The sequence below is a fragment of the Xanthobacter sp. NM-25 genome (assembly GCF_022138605.1).
Taxonomy (GTDB): Bacteria; Pseudomonadota; Alphaproteobacteria; order Rhizobiales; family Xanthobacteraceae; genus Xanthobacter.
Window position 1 is genome coordinate 1 of the sequence record NZ_JACBFS010000013.1, and the last position, 21,931, is coordinate 21,931.

Genomic DNA, 21,931 nt, shown 5'->3' on the forward strand with positions numbered 1-21,931 from the left:
TGCTCCAGCACCAACCGAACCGCGCGGGCACGGACCTCGGCGGAGAACTTGTTCGTCGTCTTGCTCATCGTGGCTTCAATCTCTCAGGAGTGGAAGCCTCCGACAATCCCGGCGCGGTTCAAAGCCGCAAGGTGGAACGCACCAGATCGGCGGTGGAGACGGTATTGGCCTTTGTCCGGAGAGCCACATGATCGTCGGCTACACATTGCAGCTCGATCGTGTCTTCGAGCACCAGGACGCGATCGCCAGTGGCCGCGATCTCTTGGAGCAGGGCGTTGGCGAGGGTGGTCTTTCCCGTCGACGTTCCACCGGCAATGATGATGTTCCGTCGGTCGAGAACCGAGCTCCTCAGAAACTCTGCCTGCACCTCGGTCAAGATGCCGTTGGCGACATATCGGGCCAGCGGTATGACGCCGGCGGCCCGCTTGCGGATGGCGAAGATCGGTGCGACGGCGATGGGCGGCAAGACGCCTTCGAACCTTTCACCCGTTTCCGGCAACTCGGCGGAGAGAATCGGATGCTCGCGGTTGACCTCGAGGCCGACATGGTTCGCCACGACCTTGATGATGCGGGCGGCATCCTCCGGGGAGAGGATGGCGCCCGTGGGCTCGCGGCCCGAGCCGAGCCTGTCGATCCAAAGCTTTCCGTCAGGATTGAGCATGACTTCCACGACGTCCGGATCGTCGAGCGCGGCGATGATCGCCGGCCCCATGGCGCTGCGCAGCATGCGGACCTGACGATCGCTGACGATCCGGGACGGGGAGCGCGGCCTATCCGTCATGCGGCGCCGCCTCGGCATCGTGGTCTTCCGATCCGGCGGACCCCTGATCCTCGTTGTCGTCGGCCAGGCCGAAGAAGCGACCTTCATCAGGGAAGATTTCTTCATGGACCTGCCGAACGAGGCTGCCGCCACGCTGCAAGTGGCGGCCGAGTTGGTCGACGAATTGGTTGAAGCGTAGGCGCCCCTGCGCGCGAGCCGCCTTCTGATGCGTCTCTGGAAGCGGAGCTGAAACCGACAACGTGTAGCGGATGTATAGCGCCAGGGTCTCGATCAGGATGGTCTGGTCGCGTTCCAGCCGGCCGAACTGGTTCGACAGTCGGTCGAGGCGTGAGGCCAGCGCCGCCTCTCGCCGGTCGGCACCATCGGGAGAAAGATAGGAAGAGAGCGCGGCCGCGACGATCGCTGATTTCGTTTCACCTTTGAGGGCTGCAAGCTGACGCAGTCGCTTGGCATGGTCGGGCTCGATGAAGATGTTGAGACGGGTTTTGCTCATAGCGCGATCCCGTCATCGGGATCGAGCGAGGCCAGACGCGCCACGCGCCGGAACTGCCGGTCCGGTTTGGGAAGCTTACCGTCGCGTGTGACGGGGTTATCTGTCTCATCGTCGAGGACGGACAGATCGTCATCGCGACCATCATGCAGACGTATGACTTCGGCTTTGTCGAGCTCCGGGACGAGTTGATGTCCGCCTTCTACGGGCACGGCCGATGCCTGTGCGCCCGTAGAAGCGGGGAGAGAAGATTTCGACCGCGGAAGGCCGGTCCAATCGTCCGTTCGCGCTACCGGCCGATCAGCATATCCATCGTCTGAGAGAACCGGCGCCGGCAGCACGCGCGAAGTGAAATTGCTGTCGGTGAAATATCGGATCTTGGTGGCCTTGGCAGGTGGATGGCCGGAAACCATGATGACTTCTTGAGTGTCGGGAAGCTGCATGACCTCGCCGGGCGTCAGGAGCGGGCGGGCCGTCTCTTGCCGAGATACCATGAGGTGTCCCAGCCAGGGTGACAGGCGATGGCCGGCATAGTTGCGCTGGGCGCGAAGTTCCGTCGCCGTGCCGAGCGCGTCCGAAATGCGTTTGGCTGTGCGTTCGTCATTGGTCGCGAAGGCGATTCGAACGTGGCAGTTGTCGAGGATGCTGTTGTTCGGCCCGTAAGCCTTTTCGATTTGGTTGAGGCTCTGCGCGATGAGGAAGGAGCGCAGGCCGTAGCCGGCCATGAAGGCCAAGGCGCTCTCGAAGAAGTCCAGCCGGCCGAGCGCCGGAAACTCGTCGAGCATGAGAAGCAGCTTGTGCTTGCGGGCGATACCGTCCGAGCCGTCGAGGCTTTCTGTCAGCCGGCGGCCGATCTGGTTGAGGATCAAGCGAATAAGCGGCTTGGTGCGCGAAATGTCCGAAGGCGGCACGACCAGATAAAGCGAGACCGGATGATCGGCGGCGATCAAGTCGGCGATGCGCCAATCGCAGCGCGATGTGACGGTCGCGACCGTCGGGTCGCGATAGAGGCCGAGGAACGACATGGCGGTCGAGAGCACGCCGGAGCGCTCGTTCTCGCTCTTGTTCAACACCTCGCGCGCGGCGCTGGCAACGACGGGGTGCGGGCCAGGCTCCCCGAGATGCGCCGTGGTCATCATGGACCACAAGGCCCTCTCGAACGGGTGAGCCGGATCGGAGAGGAAGTTGGCCACACCGCGGAGCGTTTTGTCCTCTTCGGCGTAGAGGACATGCAAGATGGCGCCGACTAAAAGCGAATGGCTGGTCTTTTCCCAGTGATTGCGCCGCTCCAACGCACCTTCGGGATCCACCAATATGTCCGCAATGTTCTGGACATCGCGGACCTCGTGCACACCTCTGCGGACTTCCAAGAGAGGATTATAGGCAGCGCTCCTCGGGTCCGTCGGGTTGAACAGGAGGCAATGGGAGAACTGCGCGCGCCAGCCGGCGGTCAGCGTCCAATTTTCCCCCTTGATGTCATGGATGACGGCAGAATGCGGCCATGACAGCAGCGTCGGCACAACGAGCCCGACGCCCTTGCCGCTTCTCGTCGGCGCAAACGCCATGATGTGTTCGGGGCCGGCATGGCGCAGATAGGTGCTGGCCATGAGCCCGAGAAAGACGCCGGCTGGCTTTGTCAGGCCCGCCGCTGTGATGTCCGTCTTATCGGCCCAGCGGGCGGAGCCATAGGTGGTGACGAGCTTCGACTGCCGAGCTCGCCAGACGGAACCGATGATGGCGGACAGAGCGGCAATGACGCCGCTGCCGCCAGCGATCGTACCCCCCGTTTGGAAAACGTCTGGAGCATAGGCATCGTAAACATACCACCACTCGAACAACCGCCAAGGGTAGTAGATTGCCAAGTTGTCGATCAGGAACCAGGGCTCTCCAAGCCGTCGCTGGAAGCCGAGCTCAAAGGCGACCCATTGCGTGGCGGCCCAGGTGCCGGCAAGCGCGATGCCGAACACCACCAGCATCTGACCGATCAACACCTTCGTCGGTGTCATTCCCGCTCCTGCAAAAGCCGCAGTTTTCGGCCGTGCGAACGGCCGACAAGGCATAAGGCTTGTTGCTTGAAGGGGTTAAGTCAAAGACCATTCTTGCGCGCGACAGCAGCAACTATGATCTAAGTACGATCCGGCCCCACTCCTTACCATTTCTTACTACTGGCGGAAATTTAGTATTGCGGCAATGAGTCACGTAAACAATCAGAAATATCTTATGCACCAAGGTGCGTCAGAGCCAAACAGCATACAGCCATGCAATACAGTACCTGCATTCTACTTCTAGTATGTGCGGAAGGATTCTGCTCCGATAGCGATTGGTGCGGCGCACCAAAATAGGTGGCGCAAGCGGGGATGTACACCGCTTAGCTTAGAGGCCGTGTCGACATTCCCGACGTCGCATTGACTCATCCGATCGATCACGGCCCCGCGCTTCTGATCGACGTCATTGGCGCTTTCAATAAAAATTGAAAGCGCCAATGACGATAAAATTGAGCTGTGCTCAATCGCACGCTTGGCTAGGCAGCCAACGCCAGCTTTGCTCCGTCGTTCGTCATCTTGGAGCTGATATTGAACCATGCATTTGGAGAATCGGGATCGATCTGCTGGACTTTGAAGCCAAGGGCTAAGGCGGCTGCGATCAGCATTCCATTCGCGACATAACCACGCGAATGCCGTGAATCCCCGAAACGCTCAGCCTGATGTTTCAGACCATAGCTAGAAGATTTGCGGTTGATCGTCTTACGTTTGCTGAACTGCGATAGAAAGCGGCATGCTTGGATGAATTCATCGGCGGCGTGATCGCCCAGCATTGACGCTCGGTCTGCCAGGAACTCGGCCCGGCGCTCCTCAGGGGTCTTTGAGCGGCCGCGATAAACATTGTAGCCGAATTGAGTGAGGAACGGTTCCTGCGCCATCGCACGGCGAATGCCGACCTTGGCCAAAGTGCGTGCGAGCCGTCCAGGTTCGGAATCGAAACCGTGCTCCTGGAGATAGCCCAAGAAGGCTCCTTCGTTGGTGGAAACCTCGGCTGAGCCATTCGCGAGGCTCGCCCTCATGGCGGCATTGGTGTTCCACCCGAGGCCCCGAGCAAGAGCCTCGATCCTATGCGACGATTTCACCTCCGGCAGAGTCGCACGCAGCTCTGCCTTCATGTCCTCGACATCGTTTGCGGTGATTTCCAATCTCATCATCAAGTCCTCGGTTGCGGGCTCGAGCAGTTCGCCGATTACGCAGCCAGCCCAATCCGCAAGGATCGATGAGAGGTGGCATGAGGATCAATATTTAGGCCGTCTGACCCGGCGAAAGGTCGAAGGTGGCAAGCCCACGTCGAAGATGGTCATCGCGTGGCTCGGCGTCAAGGTTGACGTCAAATTCCCAGACCCTTGTGCCGCCCGAATTCCCACGAGACGCTATTGCCACGAACAACCCCAGCGACCGTCTGGCCAAGGCGCTTTTCCAGCACCGGACGCCACGGCACGAGGCTGAATCCCACGCCGTCGTCCAGCATCGCAAAGCGACCACTGGCGAGCATGACGGAGCGGCGATAGATGCCACCGACGTGTTCTCCGTCGCGCACGGCACGATGATGCAGGCCGGTCTCCTCTACGATCTTTCTGGCAGCGGTTTCGACTTCCCGATCGCGCAGCGTGGCGAGCAGATTCCGGACGAGCAACACACGCTGCCCACGCCGCTCGGCCAGGCCCTGATCGACGAGGAAGTTCTCCCGCTCGCGCATGGCCTCTCGAACGCTGGCGCCGAATCCGGTCTGCGCGAGTGCGGAGGTGTCGCCAAAGCGCTGCCGATCGAGCCAAGTCGCACCAATCGCGCGCGTCTGTCGATCAAGCGGCAGATGTGATCGAAGCTCGACATCGACACCACCAAGGCCGCGGGCATCATGAGCTTTACCGCGCTCGGCGAGGTCGGCCGGCACGCGCCAGACGCCTTCGTCCATACGGTCGACGATCCCGACCCGGCGAAGGGCTTCGAGTCGACGGACGTGTGCGGCGACGAAGCTCTCCGGATCGTATCCTGGCTTGGCTTCGGCGCGCTCCACCGCAAGATGCTGTTCGGCGCGGTAGACGCCGTCAACAGCGAGGCTGGCGATGGTCCTGTCCGCCCCGCGTTCCACTACCGCGCGCGTCTCGACGATACCGCCGATCGGAAGGGCCTCGAGATCGGCGCTCACCGAAAGCGGAACATAGTGTGCCCGGCCATCGATCCCGTCGACAACGAGATAGGCGCGATCATAGAGTTCGTCAGCCAGTCCCTTGTCGACGATGCGACCGATGACGGGCGTCTGCGATGACATCGCGTCGAGCACGACCAGCTCACGCTTCTCGCCGGACATGACGCGCTGCATGGTACGGATGATGTCGCCGCGCTCGCCCATGGCACGCAAGGCGGTTTCGGCGTCGTCGTGAAGCGCCCAGACGCAACCGCCAGTGCGGTCGGCAAGGCCCATCTCGGTGAGCCGCTGGAGCCGACCGATCATCACCGTGCGTCGGAAGCGAGCCTGGGCGTCGGGCGGCTCGCTAACCAGGTCGACAATACCCGCGTCCGCCTCATGCTGGATCATCCGGTCGACGCGGGTCCAGCGCTCCTGCTCAACCTCGCGCAACATGGAGTTGCGGATTTCCATCTCAGTGCGGGGACCGAGCCATTCGGTTGCCAGTTCACGGGCGCGGTTGCGCATGCCGTCGGCGATGTAGTCGCGGGCGATGACCAGATCCGATCCGTCATCCTGGCGACCGCGCAGTACGATATGAGTGTGAGGATTGTCGGTGTTCCAGTGATCGACCGCCACCCAATCGAGCTTGGTTCCCAGATCGGCTTCCATGCGGCCCATAAGATCGCAAGTGAAGGCTTTCAGATCGCCAAGATCGACTGCATCTTCCGGCGAGACAATGAAGCGGAACTGATGTCGGTCCTCGCGGCCGCGCTGTTCGAAAGCGGTGGTATCGGCCTTGTCCGTGCCGGGACCATAGGCGTGGGCCTTGCTGCCGTCCTTGGTCACGCCGTCGCGCTCGATATAGCGTAGATGGGTGATGGTCGAGCGCGCACCGGCCTTCTCCAGCTTGACCAAGCGGGTCTTGATGACCACGCGGCGAGAACTGTCTTGCAGGGACTGACCAGCGAACTTCGCGGCGACGTGGCCGCGGCCGAGACGGGCGCCGGAACGCGCCTGCCCGGAACGGAACGACCGGTCGCTTATCGACCCAGAATGGGAAACCGCCTTAAGAACGCGTGCGGTGAACTTCGGCGTCCTTGCTCGGCCACGCGATTTTGGTGGCGAGACCCTTGGCCGGAAGCGGTTGTCGTCACGATCTGGCATGGCGGCGCTCCCACCAATCCTGTACAAGCCCATGCGATGAAGCACGCGAAAGCTCACGCATAAACAATGGCTTGATGATTCTATAGGCACGCGGGCTCATCCGCCGCGTGCCGCCCCAACCGACGTGCAGACAAGAACTTCGGGACAGGCGCGTGCCGTCCCCTTTTATCTTGCCCTGCGCCCCCTAGCGCTCCGCATCCGTGCTTCATCGTGGCTATGGGATCACCTCTGCTGCACGTCGGAGCTGTCGCTGTCGTTTGGTTCGACGTATTCGACGCGTGGCTTGACGGTCACAAAGAGCGCGCCAGCAGATGGTCGAGAGGGGAGTGAACCGACGGTGGATTTCGTCCGCGCGTCGACCGCGAACAGTGGTGCATCCGGACCGCGGTTTGTGCGCGTCTCCGAACCCGCGAAGAGGCTCGGAACCGGGCTGCCGATGATCGATGCGAGCTTGTCGAGATAAGCACGCGTCTCATCAGGAAGCGGCACACCGAGGAGTTTGTGTTCCTCATAGCGCGCCGGCCCTGCATTGTAAGCGGCGAGGAATCCCGGCGCCCCGTAGCGATCGTACATCTCGCGCAGATAGGCAGCACCAGCGGTGATATTGTCATACGGATCGAAGGGATCGTCGCCGAGCCCGTATCGGCTGCGCATCGCCTCCCAGGTGGCGGGCATGATCTGCATCAGGCCGATCGCACCTTTCGCTGACACTACGCGCGTTTCGCCGTCACTTTCGACACCCATGACGGAGCGTATCCACTGCTCCGGAATGTCGAAACGTTGTGCCGCTTCGGCGATCTGTGCAGCCCACGGATCGGCCGATAGTTGATGGTTCGCGGGCGCTTTCTCAGGCGGCGATGAGGACGCAGGTTCCGCTCGGGCCACGGCGCCGGAAATCATCATCAGCGTACAGGTGATGATCGCTTGCATGACGCGCCGTAGAGGTGAGCGCGACGACGTTTTGCACCATGCTCCTTGTCCGAGCGCCGACAGCCTGCCACCGTCCTCGCTCCGGTCAAGGGCGAGGCGTTGCCGGCCGCAAAGCGACCGCCCCTGGCCTTCACTGCGCGCGGTGGCTGTCTGGCCAGCGATCGGGTCGGAGGGATGATCCCGTTTCCCATGGATCAGAGGGATAAGGGTCAATCCCAGTTCGCGCGACCCACACATGACATCAGGTCCGCTCATCACGCTTCGATGGGCGTGTCCAGAGCAGGTTCCAAGTCGCGTTGTCGATTTCCGACTGGAACAGGTGAGCGCGGAGCGGCTGGGTGAAGGACGGATCGTCTATGGCGAGCGACAGGTAGTCTCCGGCTCTCTCGCCGGTGCGCTTCCAACCAGCACCGGTTTCGATATCGTCGGTGGTGAAGATGCGATAGTGCGGCGCATTTTCGGCGTCCGCATTTTCAGCCGACCTGATGACCAGCTCGGCGTCGAGCGTCAGCGTCCGGATACGGCCGGTGAAGCCGTCCTTCGTCTTCTTGAAAGTCCCGATCTGCGGCATGGCACACTCCTTCTGGGGTCGGACACGAGCCGCCTATGGCTCGTCGGGAACCGGCTCTGAAGCCGGATCAATGTCGTCGTCGGTGGTCCAGATCGGAACCGCGCGACCGACGATGGAAGAGAGGGGAAGCGGGCCAAAATACCGACTGTCGAATGAGTCCGGCGCATCCCAGTTCATGAGGAAAGCGGCGTCGCTCGGGACGATGCGGCAGCCCTGCCAGACAGGCAGTGGTCGGCCACGACTGTCACGCTCACGAGCCGCCCCGTAGCGCCAGCCGTAAGCGATAATGTCGAAGCCCTCACGGCAGACGGTTTGGCCTGCGAGCGCGAGCACGCGCTTCAAGAGCGGCACGCCGCGCGGAAGATAGCCGCGGGCATCGAGGAAACCGGCGAGCGGTTCCGGCGGCATGACAATGGCAAGGTCCGTGACCGCGATCCGGTCTGCCGGCTCGACGCGATAGAGGCCGACCGGCACACTTGCCGACGCATTCCAGATGAAGCGCGGCGCGTGCCCCGACCAGACGGGTGCTGCGATCAGCAGCACACCGCTGGCTGTCATCATCAAGAAGAGGCCACGTGCCGTCATGACAACAGCTCCCGGCGACGGAGCCAGGCGTCATGCTGTTCTTGCGAATAGGCGCGCGGTGTCTCATGCACCCACAGCCTGTTGTGGACCTGCTGCCAATATTCCGGCGCGGCGTCAGTGGGGGCGACGCCGAGGGCTTCGACGGTGTCGACCGCCTTCAAGGCGCGCTCGACCTGACCCCATCCGGCGACGAAGAGCAGTATTTTCGCGCCGGGACGCACATATGGCCACATGCAGCACGTTTCACCCGGTGCAACCGCGCGCATGATGGCGAGATGGGAGAGGGTCGTGCCATAAGCGTTCGCCTCCCAGCGCAATAGCGCGAACGTGCTACCCGGAGTGAACATCGCGAGGCGTCTGCGACGATCGATCTGGCGCTCGCACACCGGTTTGCCGAAGCGCAGCCGGACATTGATGCGGTCGCGCTCGAAGACGACCAGGACGCTCGTGTAGCGGCGCGTGGTCATGCGTCTGCTCCGCCTTCGGGAAAGCGCGTTTCGAGCAGCGCGCGGATCATTTCGGCGACGGTGACGCCTTGCTTGAAGGCGGCGACCTTGACGCGGCCGCGCAGTTCCGGCGTCACGTCGATGGTAAGGCGCGCGGTGAAGATCTCGGCTTTCGCTGCCGAAGCCGGCGGCGTTGCCCGAACGGCCATTTCGACGTCGTTGCCCTGCTGTACCCAGGCATCGACTGTGGGTGCGGCGGGTTTCGCGCCGAAGGTGACGCGCTTGCCGCTCATGAGCTGCCTCCCATGATCTCGGCAGCGAGCGCGGTGATCTCCTGTGCGGCCGCGCCGCCGGGCTCCAACTCGCGGGCCAGACGGCCAGTGGCGACGCTCTCGGCGAAGATGACGCGCTGGCCAATATCGGCGGTGAGCGCGGGCAAGCCCTCCGGCAACGCGGCGCGCACGTCGCGGCCGATGATGGTGCCGACGATGCGGCGGTTGACGACGAAGGCGGCGCGGAGCTGCGGCTTGAACAGCCGCGCCTCGCCGATGAGCGCTACGATCTCGGCACTCGCCCAGACGTCATAGGGCGACGGCTGGACCGGGATCAGCACCAGGTCGGCGGCGAGGATCGAGGAACGCGCCAGCGCGGTTACGCGTGGCGGGCCGTCGATGACAACGTGATCAGCGCCGCGGGCGATGTCAGGAACTTCCGCATGCAGCGTCTCGCGGGGCAGCCCGAGAACGCCGAACAGGCGCGGCAGGCCGCTTTCCGCGCGCCGCTGCGACCAGTCAAGCGCCGAGCCTTGCGGATCGGCGTCGACGACGGCGACACGCGCGCCAGCGGCCGCCAGCTCACCGGCGAGATGGGTGGCAAGCGTCGTCTTGCCGACGCCACCCTTCTGGTTGAGGAGCGCCACGATCATGACGCGCCCTCCAAGCAGGTAGGGGCGTCATATCCGGGTATTAGTCGCCCTTGGGGGCGCGCTGGCGCGATAGGCTGAGCGACGATCGTATGGGATTTCTCATAAGCGTACTTATTCGTATAACTTGATATATAATCGTACGTTGTCAGTTTAAATTTGTCGTAATTATCAACATCGTCGCTAGATAAATAAAGAAAGTTAGATTCCATATTAGATAAGTTAGGGGGTGGCTTTTGCAAAGCGCCACAATTGCTTAACGCGCATTTGCGCCTTTGATGGCACGAGTGCCGTGCCCCCGATAGCACGAGTCCGAACGCCTTCGATAGCACGAGACTATTCACAGCCTTTCCACAGCCTCCCTTGAACGAGCGGACAGAAGCGGTGTGGCCGGCGCGAAGACGAGCAGTTCGCGGCCGTTGTCGAGCCGGTCGATGCGCAGCCGATAGCCAGGCAAGGGCTGGCGGCGCACGATGTCGCGCAAATCGCAGGCGAAGTTCGAGAAGCGCGAGAGGCTGCCCGACTTGGCATGGAGATGATGAAAATCGAAGCTCCAGCCGCCGGGCTGGCGGCCGCCATGCTTGCGCACCAGCCGGTACAGCCAGCGTTCGATGCCACCGAACAGATCGAAATAGTTGCGGTCGATGGTCAGGATCAGGGCGTTGTTGAGAATGCCTTCGTAGAACCAGTCCGGCACGATCAGCTCGATGCCGAGCGGTCGGCCTTTGGGATCGAGCCTTTCCTTCCATTCGTTGATCCAGGAAAAGCGATGCCGGCGCCGCTCGGATGGCTGGCGGATCGATGTGGCGACGGTGGTGGCTTGCAAACGGTCGAGCGCGGCCTTGAGGCGCTGATAGTCGCGGACGGATGTACCGCGGCCGATGAAGGTCAGGATTTCATAGGGGGTCGTCGCCATCAGCCGCGAGGTGCGCAGGCCGAGATCGCGGGCGTCGATGATCTGCGAGGCGGCCCAGATCAGGATGTCGGCGTCCCAGATGGTGGCCAAGCCGAACTCGGTCGGAGCCTCGACGTGGATGCGGACGTCGCCGGCCTCGAATTTGATCGGCTGGACGCGCTTCGACTTGGCGAGGGAGAAGAAGGGATAGGCCATGAGATCCTGCGAGTCGCGGGTCGCCATGTCGCCGGGGCGCGATCGGAACAGTTCGAGCTGGTCGCGCTCGGATATGCGTCTGCGCGCCGGCATGCGTTGCCGTCAGCGGGCTTGGGCGTAGCGGGGATCGGAGGTGGTGCTGCAGGCGCGCGCCTCGATCCAGGTTTCGAGGTCGTCGATCGCGTAGACGACGCGGGAGCCGAGCTTGCGGAACTTCGGTCCGCCGCCGATGACGCGCTTCTTGTTCAGTGTGTGTGGCGAGAGCTTGAGATAGGCGGCCGCTTCCTCATTGGTGAGGTAGCGGCTGGCCGGTTTGGATTCGGGACGATCCATGAAGCTGCCTCCGTCTCAGGCTGGCCGAGCGAAGCCCGGTCCAGCGGTTGGGAGGCAGCTTGGGGAAAGCCTGTCCTGCTGCGTATGGAGAATCCTGGCCGGTCGGCTTTCTCCCTCACGGGGCGGCGGCGGGCATGGGATATTCGCCGGCTCGACGCGCGGTCGCACCCCAGAGGAAACGGCGATAGCCGCCGTTCATGAGGGCGCGACCACGGTGGACGAGATAGCGGACCCTGGCGCGCAGCTCGCTGTCACCATGCCATTTCTCCTTCACGATGCGCGCGCCGAAGATCGCGATGGCGATCTCGCGCTCGCTGGCTCCGGCGAGATGACCATCGAGGGCCTGCAAGGATTGCATGGTGATGATCGGTTCGGCCGAGCCGCGCCGGCTGGCAAGCCCAGCTGGGCGGCCGGCGATCACGGCCAGCAGCTCCTTGGCCTCGCGCAAGCGGGCATCGGCCCGGTCGTCCGGTGCGATCGCGAAGGTGAAGGGCATGGTGGCGTCGAGCGCGCCGGCGATATGGACATGCCAGGAGCGGCCGCGCCGGGTGAGTTTCAGCGCGAGGCGTCCGCCGTCATGGCCGATCGCCTTGCGGCCGGGAAAGGTCCAGAAGTCGAAGACCGGTGCAGCAGCCTCCGGGTCTTCGTCCGGCACGATCGGCAGCGCAATGTCTGGATCAGGCCGCCAGAACGGCAGCGCGTCGCGCGCATCGTGTTTTGGGTTCTCGAAGAAATCGTAACCCCCAATTCTGCGCATGTGCGCTCAACGATGGACGCCGCTTCGTGCCAAAGCGGCGCCAGTCGTTCCGATAGCCGGGATTGCGCCGCAGGTGCTCCCAGGCGACAGCCGGACGGTCGAGAAAGAGGATGTAGAGATAGGCGGCGTTGGCCATCCAGTCTTGCGTGTGGGGCATGTTTCCTCCGTGTGTTTCGGAAAGCTTCTGTTCTCAAGAGCACGCACCGTGTCCCCAAAATGAGGCGGCTAAAGTTAAGGTGTCGTGCATCGTCGGGAGAGGACGATTGCAGATGGCAATTGTTCGGATAGTTGAGGCCGTTCCAATTATGACTTGCGAGCCGGGCGGAGCCCGGCGAGCCGCGGCCGTGCTGTCGAGGCGCGGCCGCGCCGCCGACCCGGATTTACGGATCGGAGGAAAATTCCGGATACGGAAAGCCGCACGGTCGATGGACCGACCGCGCGGCATCTGTGGTTATGCGGCTTTCTCCAGCAGGGTCTTTGCTTTCGCTTCCAGTTCAAGGCGACCGTCCTGATGCGCCTTCGCGCGGGCATGCGCCGTCATGCCCTGCACGAAATCGAAGATGCTTTCGGGCGGGCGACCTTCCTCCTGCAAAACCGTCTCGATGATCTTGCCGGTCTCGGCCTTGCTGAAACCGCGCTTGCGCAGGAAGCTCTCGCGGTCTTCGTCCGTACGGGCGACGATCTTCTCCCGGGCCGCCTTGATCCCGGCGACGAATGGCGCGGGCGAGGAATTAGCGAAGCTCGTCAGCGCCGGGGCCGCTTCATGGGCGAAGCGCTGCGCCGCGAACTTGCTGTGCCGAATGCTGATTTCCTCGAAACCTTCCACGCCCCAAAGGTTGCGGTTCATGCACACGGCGCGGAGATAGAAGCTCGCAATGCCGAGGGTCTTCGATCCGACTTCGCTGTTCCAGCAGTAAAAGCCCCGGAAATACAAATCCGGCTCGCCGTTCGGCAGGCGCCCGGCCTCGATGGGGTGGGTGTCGTCCACGAGGAATAAGAACACGTCGCGGTCGCTGGCATAGAGGGTGGTCGTGTCCTTCGTGATGTCCACGAAGGGATTGTGCATCATGGTCGCCCAGTCCAGCATGCCCGGCACCTTCCACATGGTGTCGCCGGTGCCGTTGCCGGCGATCTTCATGACGGCGGCGACAAGCTCATGGTCCCAGATACGGCCATAGTCCGGGCCGGTCACGGCGCGAAGCTCAACCCGTCCGTCTTCGGTTTCCAGCGTCTTCACAAGCTCGGCGCGGTGCGACAGCAAGCCGTGCTGCAGGTTGATGCCGGCGAGCGGTGCAGGAAGCTGGCGCATATAGGTGGCTGGCGCGCCGACAAGGCTGCACAACTGACCGAAGCTCCAATGGGTCGGGGCAATGGGGGCCTCCTGCCCGGGGACGATCAGCGAAAGCCGCTCCGCATCCTCCCGGCTCGCCTCCACGCGCACGGCGCGGCTCTCCACGGTGCGGGCGGTGGCGCGATCCGCGCGGACCTTCACGGCATCGTAAAGCTCGGTGAGCGACAGGAAGCGCTCATCGTCGGGGCGCGAGAACCATTCCGACGATACGCGGCCGATCCGCTCGCCGTGCGAGATGTCGACGCGAAAACCGCTGTTCACAGCTTGGCCGTGCTGGCTGCTGGCGATGATGTTCATTGTCCTGTCCTTTCCCGTAAATGCCGAAGGCATGTCCCCCGGCATGCCTTCCGGGGGCGCGTGAGCGCGCAGGGATGGGAGGGGACAAGTGCCGGCGAGCATGGCCGGGCTGCCAGGGCGAGCGGGACGGTGGCGACGATCGGCGGGATGACGGATATCGTCCGTCCTGCGAGCCGGCGGCCCTGCCATCGCGCAGGCGGCACTTGAGGGGAGAAAGGGGAAAGTCCCCCTTGGCTCCCCCGAGGATCGGCAAGGCTCCGGCCGCGGCCGATCAGGACAAAGGGAGCGCAGCTCGCCATACTCGATGCAGGCTGTGGGAACCTTCGTCAGCCCCGGCCGATGGCCGTGCGCCTCTCGCAATCGTCGCGGAGACGGGTTATATAGATCGAAATTCAATATCGAAATCAGACCTGATTTCGATGCCGTTATTCGAGGACGAGGCCATGCAGCGCGTGGAAGCCGAAATTGCCGTCAGCGTCTCCGACCTGAAGAAGAACCCGACCGCCATCGTCGACGGTGCGCGGGGCAGCGCGGTCGCGATCCTGAACCACAACCGGGTCATGGCCTATATGGTGCCAGCCGATACCTATGAGGCGATGATGGACGCGCTCGACGATCAGGCGCTCGTCGAAATCGCCAAGGCCCGCGCGAACGAGAAGGGCGTGCCGGTCAGCCTCGATGACCTATAGGCTGGAGTTCCTGCCCTCCGCGCGCAAGGAATGGGACAAGCTCGGCGCGACGCTGCGCGAGCAGTTCAAGAAGAAGCTGGCGGAGCGCGTGAGCCAACCGCATGTGCAGGCCGACGCGCTGCGCGGCATGCCGGATCATTACAAGATCAAGCTGCGCTCGGCCGGTTATCGGCTGGTCTATCGCGTCGAGGATGAAAGGGTCACGGTGGTCGTCGTCGCCGTGGGGAAGCGCGAGCATTCCGAGGTGTATGAGGCGGCGAAAAAGCGCCGTTAGGACGCTTCACAGCCGATCAGGGCAAAGGGAGCACGGCTCGCCGTATTTCCTTCGGGCGGCGGCGGACATGAACATGGCGAAGCCCCGCTTCGCGGGGCTCCCCCTGTGGCGGCCGGTGTCACTCGGCGGCGCGGCGGGACCAGATGAGTGCGAACTCACCCTCAGTCTCCGTCTCGACCAGGCTCGCATAGATCGGAGCCGGGAATGATGGATCGTCCAGCTTGACGGAGTGGTAGTCGCGGCCCTCGCGCGAGGTCTTCTTCCACGCCGCTCCGAACTCGGTGGCACCGGAGAAGATGCGGAAGTCCGGCCCCTTCTCGTTGTCGCCTTCGGCGGGGACGAATTCGACTGCCTTGACGTTGAGGCTCAGGGTCTTGACCGCGCCCTTGAAGCCCTTGGCGGTGGTGGTGAAAGTGCCGATGGTGGCCATTGCGGTGGTTCCTTCTGCTGACTGGGCCGCGCCCATCGCGGCCTCGATGGGGGTCGGCAGACCGGGGACGATCGGCCCGCAACATCCGGCGAGGACTTTTTCGCTTCGCGGTGCAAAGCCGGCCCTGGCCGGCGGCGGGAAAAAGCCGCAGGCGGCGTGTTGCGGGTTCAAGATCGAGGTGACGCCCGCGTCGCCGGTCTTCGGTCAGACCCCTGCCTATCGAGGACGTGATGGACGTGGCTTCAGACAGCTGGACCGGAGGAATCGCCCGATAGCTGGAGTCGGAACGACGCTTTCACCGCCAAGGGCTTCTCCGAAAGGGCCGGACAGGCCCTCAGCCTCACCGGCGGGGCGAAGTGATCGGTTCTCCCTGACGATCGGCCGGCGACAATGAGAGCGGGCTGAACCCTCTCGACTCCTTGCCTGCCAACGAGTTCGGGGCGGCGTGCAAGAAACGACATTGCTCCCGTGCAGGGCCGTGGCTGCCTCGCCTCCTCAAGTGCCCGGACGATACGGGCTTTCCCGGCTCCGTTCGATGCAATGCGGGCACGGTCGAGACCGACATCGGAGGGCAAGATCGTCCTCATCCCCTCCCGCCATCCCGATTTGCCGAGTGACGCCGGCCGTCACAGGGGGAGCACCGCGAAAGCGGGAGCTTCATCGTGGGAAATGCCCGCCGTCGCTGCCCCTTGCGTCAGGGATCGTTACCGAAGGCGAAGACCCGCAAGGGGCTTCGGAAGCCACCGCAGGAGGCGCGTAGAGCCCGGCCCGAAGGGCGACGCCTAGCATCTCAGAAATATAGGTGGTGAGAATGTGTTAGCGTTGTGAAAATTGCACTGATGTTCGATCATAACGTCTTTCGCTTCGCTTTACGCTTCGGCGCAATTGCAGATACTTCGCGGATGACGTCATGGGGATCGAAGCCGATCGTTTCGGCCAGCTCAAGGAACTCGACGACATCGATGCGACGGCCGCCGGATTCGATAGCGGCAACGACGGACTGGTATCGGCCGAGCGCTTCGGCCAGATCGGACTGGCTCATGCCGGCTTCCCGGCGCTTGTCGACGATGAGCTGAACCAGACGCAAATGCCTTGGCGAGCGAAGCGTTTTTTGCATATGCCCTGCCGGTCATTGACGAAACCGGCAGATCAATTAAACCGAAATACAGATAACCAGAAAATCTGGTTAGCCTTGGCACGACGGATTCCAGCATGGATTCTCGATTGTTGGCGGACCGACATCCAGCGCTAGGTCAGCTTTATCGCGTCTGGCTTGCGCGCCGTGAAGGCGCGGCCATGCCGCTGGCTGGGAATATCACCGAGCGTCTGGCCGATCTGGATGATGTGATCGTCGTGATCCGGCGCCCGTCCGAATCGGACGAGACGCTGAGGATCGAGCGCAGCGGCAAGGATGTCGATCGGCTCTATGGAGTTGCTTTGGCCGGCGAGCCCGTCGGCGGGCTCACGCCGTCGAGCGCGGATGCGGACAATGAGGCGGCCATCGTTCTCGCGTCCGGGCGCACGCTGATGATGGAAGACCAGGTGCAGGTTCCGGGTGGGTCCGCGCGCATCGTCCGGCTCTATCTGCCGTTTGCCGACGAGGCCGGTGCTGTAGCGGGCGTTGTGGTCGGCATCGTCAAGGCCGTCTGAAATCCGTTTTTGCGGATTTCAGGAAACGGAGCGATCATCATTGCATCCGTCCGGCATCCGGTGCGTCTGTAATCACGCCGCGCCGGCCTTGGTTTCAGGTGACGATTATGCCGGCATCGCCCGCTGCTCGATATAGGTTTTCATGATGGGGATCCCTGCTGTCATGCAGTCGAGGTCTCCGGCCGCGCCGAACCGGCGCGGCCGGAAAATTCTCGATGCTGTCGAGAGACTGGCCGGAACCGCCGAAGCGGCTCCGGCCGTGGGGCTCACTCGGCGGCGTGGTTGAAGGCTGCGCCGTCCTCGACCGTGCCGGTATCGTCACGATCGGTTGCGGTCGGCGCATTCAGGACCGCTCCGGCGTTAGCCTCCGGGGCATCCAGCCAAGCCGGCCGCTCGGTGCGCAGGAGCGCGGGAAGCCATCCGGTGGCAGCGACAAGCTGCTCGGCGGCTTCCGCCATGGGCTGCTTCTTCAGGCCGGTGATCCGGTCGGCGGCCTCGTCGCTGAAGGCCTCCCGCACGGCGGCGACAATGTGCGCCTTGGTTACGCGGCTGAAATAGCTCCGCGCGGTGGGGGTCCAATGTGCCGTCATGTCGAGGGCGAGCCCCGTTGCCAGCCTGTCGGCGGTCTCATGGGCGCGGGGCTTGCGCTCCCAAGGCTGCTTCACCGCATTGACGGTGAGCGAAGCACAATGCGCGAACAGCGCCAGCACGCTCGCCTGATCCAGCGCGGCGATGAAGCCCCACAGGTCCGCCACGTCGCGCGGCATATCCGCCTGCCAGCCGGCATGGCGATCCGCCAGCGCCTTCGCCGGGGCGGTGTCCTCGATGCCGTCCGCATGCCCGCCGAGATGCGGGCTGCTCGGGCGGATTTCGAGGCAGGCGGCTTCCGAGCCACGATAGAAGGTCTGCGCGGCGAGAGCATGGGTGACAGCGATCAACGCCATGTCCGGCTGCTCGCCAAGGGCGAGGCGCAGGCCGAGCGTGCGGTGGGCCGTTAGGTCGCGCACGAGAAGGTCGGACAGCGGCTTGCCCGCATCCCCGGCGTCCTCGTCCTCCACGTCGAGGGCGGAAACGCGGTTCTCGTCCTCGTCCTGCTCGCCGTCCTCGGTGGCGGCGCTTGCGTGGTCCTCGGCTTCTTCCGCTTCCGGCTTCTCATCCTCCGGGCGGATGAAGCCGCGCTCGATGCGGCCGCTGCCGTCATGGGCGAGCACAACTAAGACGCCGCCGCGCGCGATGTCGTCGGGGTCATAGGCGCGCCGCAGCGCGTCGATGCGCTCGATTTCCGCTTCAAGCTCCCCGAACCGCTCGTCCGTCTCCGGGGGAAGCTCGTCCGCGCCGTCCCATTCCTCCGACAGCCGGTTGTATTCCTCCTGCACAGAGGCATAGGCGGCGGCATCTTCCTCGGAAAGCTCCACCGGCTGCGGATAGGCGCGGCGCAGGCCGTGGGCATGGGGATAGTCGATGTGGACCGAGACCCACTTCCAGCCTTCCGCCTGAACCTCGGCGCCGATCCGCTCCAGCTTCCCGGTGACGAGCCGGTCCAGAAGCGCGGCATCATCGTAGAAGCCGCCGCGATCCTCCGTGAACAGGTCGCGCAGGATCGTGCCGCCCGCCTCGGTGTACTCCTCCGGGCCGACGAAGATCGCCCGGCGATCCGTTGCCGGAATGTGTGCCTTGGTGAGGTCGCGGCGGATGATCCACGGCTCGCGGTTGTGGGAGAGGTTCGCAAAAACCTGCTCCTGCCGCCTGTGGTCCTCGGTGATGGCGAAGGCCATCAACTGATCGAGGTTCAAGCCGCCGTCGCGGTACACCTGCAACAGCTTGGGGCTGACAGCGCCGAGCCTGAGGCGCTGGCGCACCACATGTGCCGTCACGCCGAAGCGGGCGGCGATCTCCTCCGCTCCCCACCCGCGATTTTCCGCGAGCTCGCGGAACGCCTCGAACTGGTCGGCCGGATGCATCGCCTCGCGGGTGACGTTCTCGTCAAGGCTGATCTCGTGCGGGTCATTCGCCGTGTCGATGACGCAGCGCACCGGCTCAGTCTTCTTGATCTCCTTGCGCTTGACGCGGAGAAGCTGAGCCAGCCTGCGGCCTTCGCCCACCGTCACGAAATAGCTGCCCGTGAGCTCGCCCGCCGCGTCAAGCTCGGGCTCCACGACGAGGTTTTGCAGCAGGCCCTTGACCGCGATGCTGGCGGCCAGCGCCTCGATGATCGCTTCGCTGTGCGGGGTCTTCCGCGCATTGCGCGGCGACTTCTTCAACTTGTTGAGCGGAACGAATATCTCCATGCCGCTCGCAGCGACCACGGTCGGTTCCGCATTAGTGCTCGCGCCGACTGCATCCATCTGATCCGCCGCCGCCTCGATGACGGTTTGTGCTTTCTTCGCAATCCTTGCCATTGTTCCGATCCTTTCTCCGTCAATGCCGAAGGCATGTCCCTCGACATGCCTTCCGGGGGCGCGTGAGCGCGCGGGAGTGAGGGGGGCCAATGCCGGCGAGCGGAGCTGGGCTGCGCGGCGAGCGAGACGGGATCGGATCGGTTCAGGCGGTAATTGCTGCACACCGTCTTGCGAGCGGGCGGCCCCGCTCTGTCCGCAGGCGGCGTTGGCGGGGGAGCGAGGGGAAAGTCCCCTCGCTCCCCGAGTCAGGCTGTAGGAATTAAATCGAAGCAAAATGTATTGACATTGTCATGGCAAATCTTCAATGTCCGGCTCCTGAAATAGGAGCGTTCCGATGGTGCAATCAGCCCGCTCGGAGAATGGCCGCAAACGTGATGCTGCTCGGAAAGACGATCTCATCCAGATCCGCGCCTCGGCGGGGACGAAGGCGATCCTAAGTCGGGCTGCGAACTTGCGCGGACAGAAGCTGTCAGAATTCATGCTGGACAGCGCCCGTCGGGAAGCGGAGGAAGCCATTCTCGACCAGCGTAGCTTCTTTCTTGATGATGCGGCGCATGTGGCCTTCCTCGCGCTGCTTGATGCTCCGGCCAAGCCGGCCGAGGAACTTCGTACACGGATGAAGCGCAAGCCCGTCTGGGCGCGTTGATGCCGGCCGGCAAGGGAGAGGAAAGCCAAAAGCGGCCCCAAGGACTACGCGTTGACCCTCCGGAGCGGTTGGCCGGCGATCACGATGTCGGGGCGTTCCGAAACGGCAGGCATCCGTCTCTCGATGACTGGTTGCGGGATCGAGCCCTTGCCAGTGAAGGGATGTCGGCGCGCACCTATGTGGTTTGCGACAGGGACACCCCGAAGCGCGTCGCTGGCTATTATGCCATCTCGACCGCCATGGAAGAGCGGATCGCGCTCCCGAGCGCCAAGCTGCGCCGGGGTATGCCGGAGCAAATTCCCTTGCTGCTGATCGGTCGTCTGGCAGTCGATCAAGCGTATCAGGGAATGGGGCTTGGCACCGATCTGCTCGCCGATGCGCTACGGCGCTGCTTGGCCGCGTCCGAGATCGCCGGCGTTCGAGCTGTCGTAGCTCACGCAATCGACGATGCGGCCGTGAGCTTTTACCAGCGGCACGGATTTATTCTCTCCCCGCTCGGCGAACGGACCATGATGATGCCGATCGAGACGCTACAGGGACTATTTTCGGAAGCGTGACCCTTTGCTTCACGCATCAGCTATCGTGCCGATGCGTATCCGCACCGAGGAGGCTGGGCGATCATCGCATGCGTCATGGACCGCCCAACTCGTTGTCCTGAATGTATGACGGATTGAAATCCTTCAGGGCATCGAGCGGGTCTATGGCAGGCCCCCAGATCCTCCGTCGCTCATCCTCGGCTGACGCCCAGAATTGGTCCAACGCTGCCGTGTTGGCGAAATAAGGCCATAACCTGGGATCGCCCATGATGCGGGCGAGAGCCTTGCGCGCCACAAATTCGATGACGGCTTCCTTCTTGACGAGCTCGAGTCGAGCTTCGCGATCAAACTCCTCAAGGTAAAGGTGCTCTCGGAGGTGCTCCACCTTGCTCCGTACATCGTAGATCTCGCCCATCAGCACATGATGGCGTGACCCGACAAACAACTCAGTACGGCTCTTGAACTGTTTCGATCCATAACCCGGCTGCGTTACGATCAGGCCATCGATACAGCGGGTGAACTGGTGGATCCGGTCGAGCAGCTCTCGTTGCGCCTTCGTTTCCACGAAGAGATGTCGAATCCGGTTCAGGCGCCAGCGTCCCCCGGGCACGTCGGTCGCATTGAAGGCGACCAAGTGCTCCCCAAGCTGCGCGGCGGCCTTAAGACTGGCCCCGGAAATGGAGGGATAGGGGACGATCATGCCAGGAGGTGGGAAATCCAATTCGCTGTGCTCGAAAATGCCAATCTCCCCACCCTCGCGGGCACCCGTGAGCAAATTGGGCTTGTGTGCCGGAGAAAAGAGGCAGGTCATGAGGAGGCCGACATAGAAGGACCAGACCCGACTTTGGAGTATTTGGTTCTCAGCATCGAGAACCGCTGCCTTCTTGGATTTCATGGTGCTCAATAAGAACAAGTTGCAACCGCTGATCTCCTCACAACGGACGCTCCCAAGCCATTCCTGCCATAGTGGTGGCACCTGAAAATTCGCGTCGGTCAGAAACGACAGGTTCGGCATCATAGCCCCCCGCGGGACGCCATCTTCCAAATTCACGCTCAAGCCGATAAGCGCATATTTTTCGTCGTGGCCGAGCCAATCCTCCTGCGATCGCTCATTCATTGGCGATTCCACGGTCTCGGTTTCTCTGCAGATGTGCTCGACACTGGGGTTTGCATGGGTGCGCTATATATCTCATAGAGAAACACGCCGAGCGCGACCGCTGTATTGACGGCGAGGCGCGCAACCGAGGTAGGGGGTCGGGGAGCGTCAGGCACATGTCTGAACCGCGCCGGGATTGTCGGAGGCTTCCACTCCTGAGAGATTGAAGCCACGATGAGCAAGACGACGAACAAGTTCTCCGCCGAGGTCCGTGCCCGCGCGGTTCGGTTGGTGCTGGAG

24 protein-coding genes and 1 pseudogene are annotated in these 21,931 nt (G+C 63.2%); 5 read left to right on the forward strand and 20 right to left on the reverse strand.

Features of this window, described 5'->3' with window-relative positions:
• Window positions 1-121: 121 nt before the first annotated feature.
• The 16 genes and pseudogenes from MEU52_RS21545 to MEU52_RS21620 all read right to left on the reverse strand — a co-directional run.
• A pseudogene (locus tag MEU52_RS21545) lies at window positions 122-727 on the reverse strand (ATPase, T2SS/T4P/T4SS family); the annotation flags it as partial.
• 43 nt (window positions 728-770) lie between these two features.
• A complete protein-coding gene (locus MEU52_RS21550; protein ID WP_110372409.1) occupies window positions 771-1,274 on the reverse strand; it encodes a CopG family transcriptional regulator in 504 nt (167 codons plus the stop codon).
• On the reverse strand, window positions 1,271-3,277 hold the full coding sequence (locus MEU52_RS21555; protein ID WP_110372408.1) for a conjugal transfer protein TraG: 2,007 nt from the start codon (window positions 3,275-3,277) through the stop codon (window positions 1,271-1,273). The genes MEU52_RS21550 and MEU52_RS21555 overlap by 4 nt, the downstream gene beginning before the upstream one ends.
• Window positions 3,278-3,792: 515 nt before the next feature.
• Window positions 3,793-4,467: a hypothetical protein gene (locus MEU52_RS21560; RefSeq protein WP_170146979.1), complete on the reverse strand. Its 675-nt coding sequence runs from the start codon at window positions 4,465-4,467 to the stop codon at window positions 3,793-3,795.
• 176 nt (window positions 4,468-4,643) lie between these two features.
• Window positions 4,644-6,608, reverse strand: a complete 1,965-nt coding sequence (locus MEU52_RS21565; RefSeq protein WP_110372406.1) for a relaxase/mobilization nuclease and DUF3363 domain-containing protein — start codon at window positions 6,606-6,608, stop codon at window positions 4,644-4,646.
• A 222-nt stretch (window positions 6,609-6,830) separates the two neighbouring features.
• Complete coding sequence (locus MEU52_RS21570; RefSeq protein ID WP_210206325.1) at window positions 6,831-7,538, reverse strand: lytic transglycosylase domain-containing protein; 708 nt, start codon at window positions 7,536-7,538, stop codon at window positions 6,831-6,833.
• 241 nt (window positions 7,539-7,779) lie between these two features.
• The gene (locus MEU52_RS21575; protein WP_110372405.1) at window positions 7,780-8,109 is read right to left on the reverse strand and encodes a DUF736 domain-containing protein; all 330 of its coding nucleotides are present in this window, start codon (window positions 8,107-8,109) and stop codon (window positions 7,780-7,782) included.
• A 33-nt stretch (window positions 8,110-8,142) separates the two neighbouring features.
• Window positions 8,143-8,694 (reverse strand): S26 family signal peptidase, encoded by a 552-nt coding sequence (locus MEU52_RS21580; RefSeq protein ID WP_110372404.1) that lies wholly within the window; start codon window positions 8,692-8,694, stop codon window positions 8,143-8,145.
• Entirely contained in the window at window positions 8,691-9,161 is a 471-nt protein-coding gene (locus MEU52_RS21585; RefSeq protein WP_110372403.1) for a DUF2840 domain-containing protein, read from the reverse strand. The genes MEU52_RS21580 and MEU52_RS21585 overlap by 4 nt, the downstream gene beginning before the upstream one ends.
• On the reverse strand, window positions 9,158-9,433 hold the full coding sequence (locus MEU52_RS21590) for a ribbon-helix-helix protein (protein WP_110372402.1): 276 nt from the start codon (window positions 9,431-9,433) through the stop codon (window positions 9,158-9,160). Before MEU52_RS21590 ends, MEU52_RS21585 begins: the two co-directional genes overlap by 4 nt.
• Window positions 9,430-10,065, reverse strand: a complete 636-nt coding sequence (gene parA / locus MEU52_RS21595; protein WP_110372401.1) for a ParA family partition ATPase — start codon at window positions 10,063-10,065, stop codon at window positions 9,430-9,432. The genes MEU52_RS21590 and parA overlap by 4 nt, the downstream gene beginning before the upstream one ends.
• A 337-nt stretch (window positions 10,066-10,402) precedes the next feature.
• The gene (locus MEU52_RS21600) at window positions 10,403-11,266 is read right to left on the reverse strand and encodes a replication initiator protein A (RefSeq protein WP_110372400.1); all 864 of its coding nucleotides are present in this window, start codon (window positions 11,264-11,266) and stop codon (window positions 10,403-10,405) included.
• A 9-nt stretch (window positions 11,267-11,275) separates the two neighbouring features.
• Entirely contained in the window at window positions 11,276-11,506 is a 231-nt protein-coding gene (locus MEU52_RS21605; RefSeq protein WP_110372399.1) for a helix-turn-helix transcriptional regulator, read from the reverse strand.
• 115 nt (window positions 11,507-11,621) lie between these two features.
• Window positions 11,622-12,263, reverse strand: coding sequence for a DUF2285 domain-containing protein (locus MEU52_RS21610; protein ID WP_238123943.1), 642 nt, complete (start codon window positions 12,261-12,263; stop codon window positions 11,622-11,624).
• Complete coding sequence (locus MEU52_RS21615; protein WP_337927675.1) at window positions 12,184-12,420, reverse strand: transcriptional regulator domain-containing protein; 237 nt, start codon at window positions 12,418-12,420, stop codon at window positions 12,184-12,186. The genes MEU52_RS21610 and MEU52_RS21615 overlap by 80 nt, the downstream gene beginning before the upstream one ends.
• Before the next feature lie 294 nt (window positions 12,421-12,714).
• The gene (locus tag MEU52_RS21620) at window positions 12,715-13,911 is read right to left on the reverse strand and encodes a DUF932 domain-containing protein (protein WP_110372398.1); all 1,197 of its coding nucleotides are present in this window, start codon (window positions 13,909-13,911) and stop codon (window positions 12,715-12,717) included.
• A 443-nt stretch (window positions 13,912-14,354) separates the two neighbouring features.
• Here MEU52_RS21620 and MEU52_RS21625 point away from each other — a divergent pair, with 443 nt between their 5' ends.
• Entirely contained in the window at window positions 14,355-14,600 is a 246-nt protein-coding gene (locus MEU52_RS21625) for a type II toxin-antitoxin system Phd/YefM family antitoxin (RefSeq protein ID WP_110373169.1), read from the forward strand.
• Window positions 14,590-14,874 carry a type II toxin-antitoxin system RelE family toxin gene (locus tag MEU52_RS21630; RefSeq protein WP_110372397.1) on the forward strand — a complete coding sequence of 95 codons (285 nt, stop codon included), beginning with the start codon at window positions 14,590-14,592 and terminating at the stop codon, window positions 14,872-14,874. The genes MEU52_RS21625 and MEU52_RS21630 overlap by 11 nt, the downstream gene beginning before the upstream one ends.
• A 118-nt stretch (window positions 14,875-14,992) precedes the next feature.
• On the opposite strand, the gene MEU52_RS21635 is transcribed toward MEU52_RS21630, so the two are convergent.
• Entirely contained in the window at window positions 14,993-15,304 is a 312-nt protein-coding gene (locus tag MEU52_RS21635; protein WP_110372396.1) for a DUF736 domain-containing protein, read from the reverse strand.
• A gap of 847 nt (window positions 15,305-16,151) precedes the next feature.
• Complete coding sequence (locus MEU52_RS21640) at window positions 16,152-16,421, reverse strand: helix-turn-helix domain-containing protein (protein ID WP_110372395.1); 270 nt, start codon at window positions 16,419-16,421, stop codon at window positions 16,152-16,154.
• Between the two features lie 95 nt (window positions 16,422-16,516).
• Here MEU52_RS21640 and MEU52_RS21645 point away from each other — a divergent pair, with 95 nt between their 5' ends.
• Window positions 16,517-16,954, forward strand: coding sequence for a hypothetical protein (locus MEU52_RS21645; RefSeq protein ID WP_238123942.1), 438 nt, complete (start codon window positions 16,517-16,519; stop codon window positions 16,952-16,954).
• A gap of 266 nt (window positions 16,955-17,220) precedes the next feature.
• On the opposite strand, the gene MEU52_RS21650 is transcribed toward MEU52_RS21645, so the two are convergent.
• Window positions 17,221-19,353, reverse strand: coding sequence for a ParB/RepB/Spo0J family partition protein (locus tag MEU52_RS21650; protein ID WP_110372393.1), 2,133 nt, complete (start codon window positions 19,351-19,353; stop codon window positions 17,221-17,223).
• A gap of 334 nt (window positions 19,354-19,687) precedes the next feature.
• On the opposite strand from MEU52_RS21650, the gene MEU52_RS21655 reads away from it, so the two are divergent.
• The gene (locus MEU52_RS21655) at window positions 19,688-19,999 is read left to right on the forward strand and encodes a type II toxin-antitoxin system TacA family antitoxin (protein ID WP_110372392.1); all 312 of its coding nucleotides are present in this window, start codon (window positions 19,688-19,690) and stop codon (window positions 19,997-19,999) included.
• A 161-nt stretch (window positions 20,000-20,160) separates the two neighbouring features.
• Window positions 20,161-20,556 (forward strand): GNAT family N-acetyltransferase, encoded by a 396-nt coding sequence (locus MEU52_RS21660; protein WP_238125029.1) that lies wholly within the window; start codon window positions 20,161-20,163, stop codon window positions 20,554-20,556.
• 73 nt (window positions 20,557-20,629) lie between these two features.
• Here the strand turns inward: MEU52_RS21660 and MEU52_RS21665 are convergent, their stop codons facing one another.
• Complete coding sequence (locus tag MEU52_RS21665; RefSeq protein ID WP_238123941.1) at window positions 20,630-21,652, reverse strand: hypothetical protein; 1,023 nt, start codon at window positions 21,650-21,652, stop codon at window positions 20,630-20,632.
• Window positions 21,653-21,931: the final 279 nt, after the last annotated feature.

Bases quoted from the DNA above. Each gene is read 5' to 3' on its own strand.
- MEU52_RS21550 (WP_110372409.1), bottom strand. From the start codon at position 1,274: ATGAGCAAAACCCGTCTCAACATCTTCATCGAGCCCGACCATGCCAAG.
- MEU52_RS21555 (WP_110372408.1), bottom strand. From the start codon at position 3,277: ATGACACCGACGAAGGTGTTGATCGGTCAGATGCTGGTGGTGTTCGGC.
- MEU52_RS21560 (WP_170146979.1), bottom strand. From the start codon at position 4,467: ATGATGAGATTGGAAATCACCGCAAACGATGTCGAGGACATGAAGGCA.
- MEU52_RS21565 (WP_110372406.1), bottom strand. From the start codon at position 6,608: ATGCCAGATCGTGACGACAACCGCTTCCGGCCAAGGGTCTCGCCACCA.
- MEU52_RS21570 (WP_210206325.1), bottom strand. From the start codon at position 7,538: ATGCAAGCGATCATCACCTGTACGCTGATGATGATTTCCGGCGCCGTG.
- MEU52_RS21575 (WP_110372405.1), bottom strand. From the start codon at position 8,109: ATGCCGCAGATCGGGACTTTCAAGAAGACGAAGGACGGCTTCACCGGC.
- MEU52_RS21580 (WP_110372404.1), bottom strand. From the start codon at position 8,694: ATGACGGCACGTGGCCTCTTCTTGATGATGACAGCCAGCGGTGTGCTG.
- MEU52_RS21585 (WP_110372403.1), bottom strand. From the start codon at position 9,161: ATGACCACGCGCCGCTACACGAGCGTCCTGGTCGTCTTCGAGCGCGAC.
- MEU52_RS21590 (WP_110372402.1), bottom strand. From the start codon at position 9,433: ATGAGCGGCAAGCGCGTCACCTTCGGCGCGAAACCCGCCGCACCCACA.
- parA (WP_110372401.1), bottom strand. From the start codon at position 10,065: ATGATCGTGGCGCTCCTCAACCAGAAGGGTGGCGTCGGCAAGACGACG.
- MEU52_RS21600 (WP_110372400.1), bottom strand. From the start codon at position 11,266: ATGCCGGCGCGCAGACGCATATCCGAGCGCGACCAGCTCGAACTGTTC.
- MEU52_RS21605 (WP_110372399.1), bottom strand. From the start codon at position 11,506: ATGGATCGTCCCGAATCCAAACCGGCCAGCCGCTACCTCACCAATGAG.
- MEU52_RS21610 (WP_238123943.1), bottom strand. From the start codon at position 12,263: ATGCGCAGAATTGGGGGTTACGATTTCTTCGAGAACCCAAAACACGAT.
- MEU52_RS21615 (WP_337927675.1), bottom strand. From the start codon at position 12,420: ATGCCCCACACGCAAGACTGGATGGCCAACGCCGCCTATCTCTACATC.
- MEU52_RS21620 (WP_110372398.1), bottom strand. From the start codon at position 13,911: ATGAACATCATCGCCAGCAGCCAGCACGGCCAAGCTGTGAACAGCGGT.
- MEU52_RS21625 (WP_110373169.1), top strand. From the start codon at position 14,355: ATGCAGCGCGTGGAAGCCGAAATTGCCGTCAGCGTCTCCGACCTGAAG.
- MEU52_RS21630 (WP_110372397.1), top strand. From the start codon at position 14,590: ATGACCTATAGGCTGGAGTTCCTGCCCTCCGCGCGCAAGGAATGGGAC.
- MEU52_RS21635 (WP_110372396.1), bottom strand. From the start codon at position 15,304: ATGGCCACCATCGGCACTTTCACCACCACCGCCAAGGGCTTCAAGGGC.
- MEU52_RS21640 (WP_110372395.1), bottom strand. From the start codon at position 16,421: ATGCAAAAAACGCTTCGCTCGCCAAGGCATTTGCGTCTGGTTCAGCTC.
- MEU52_RS21645 (WP_238123942.1), top strand. From the start codon at position 16,517: ATGGATTCTCGATTGTTGGCGGACCGACATCCAGCGCTAGGTCAGCTT.
- MEU52_RS21650 (WP_110372393.1), bottom strand. From the start codon at position 19,353: ATGGCAAGGATTGCGAAGAAAGCACAAACCGTCATCGAGGCGGCGGCG.
- MEU52_RS21655 (WP_110372392.1), top strand. From the start codon at position 19,688: ATGGTGCAATCAGCCCGCTCGGAGAATGGCCGCAAACGTGATGCTGCT.
- MEU52_RS21660 (WP_238125029.1), top strand. From the start codon at position 20,161: ATGTCGGCGCGCACCTATGTGGTTTGCGACAGGGACACCCCGAAGCGC.
- MEU52_RS21665 (WP_238123941.1), bottom strand. From the start codon at position 21,652: ATGAATGAGCGATCGCAGGAGGATTGGCTCGGCCACGACGAAAAATAT.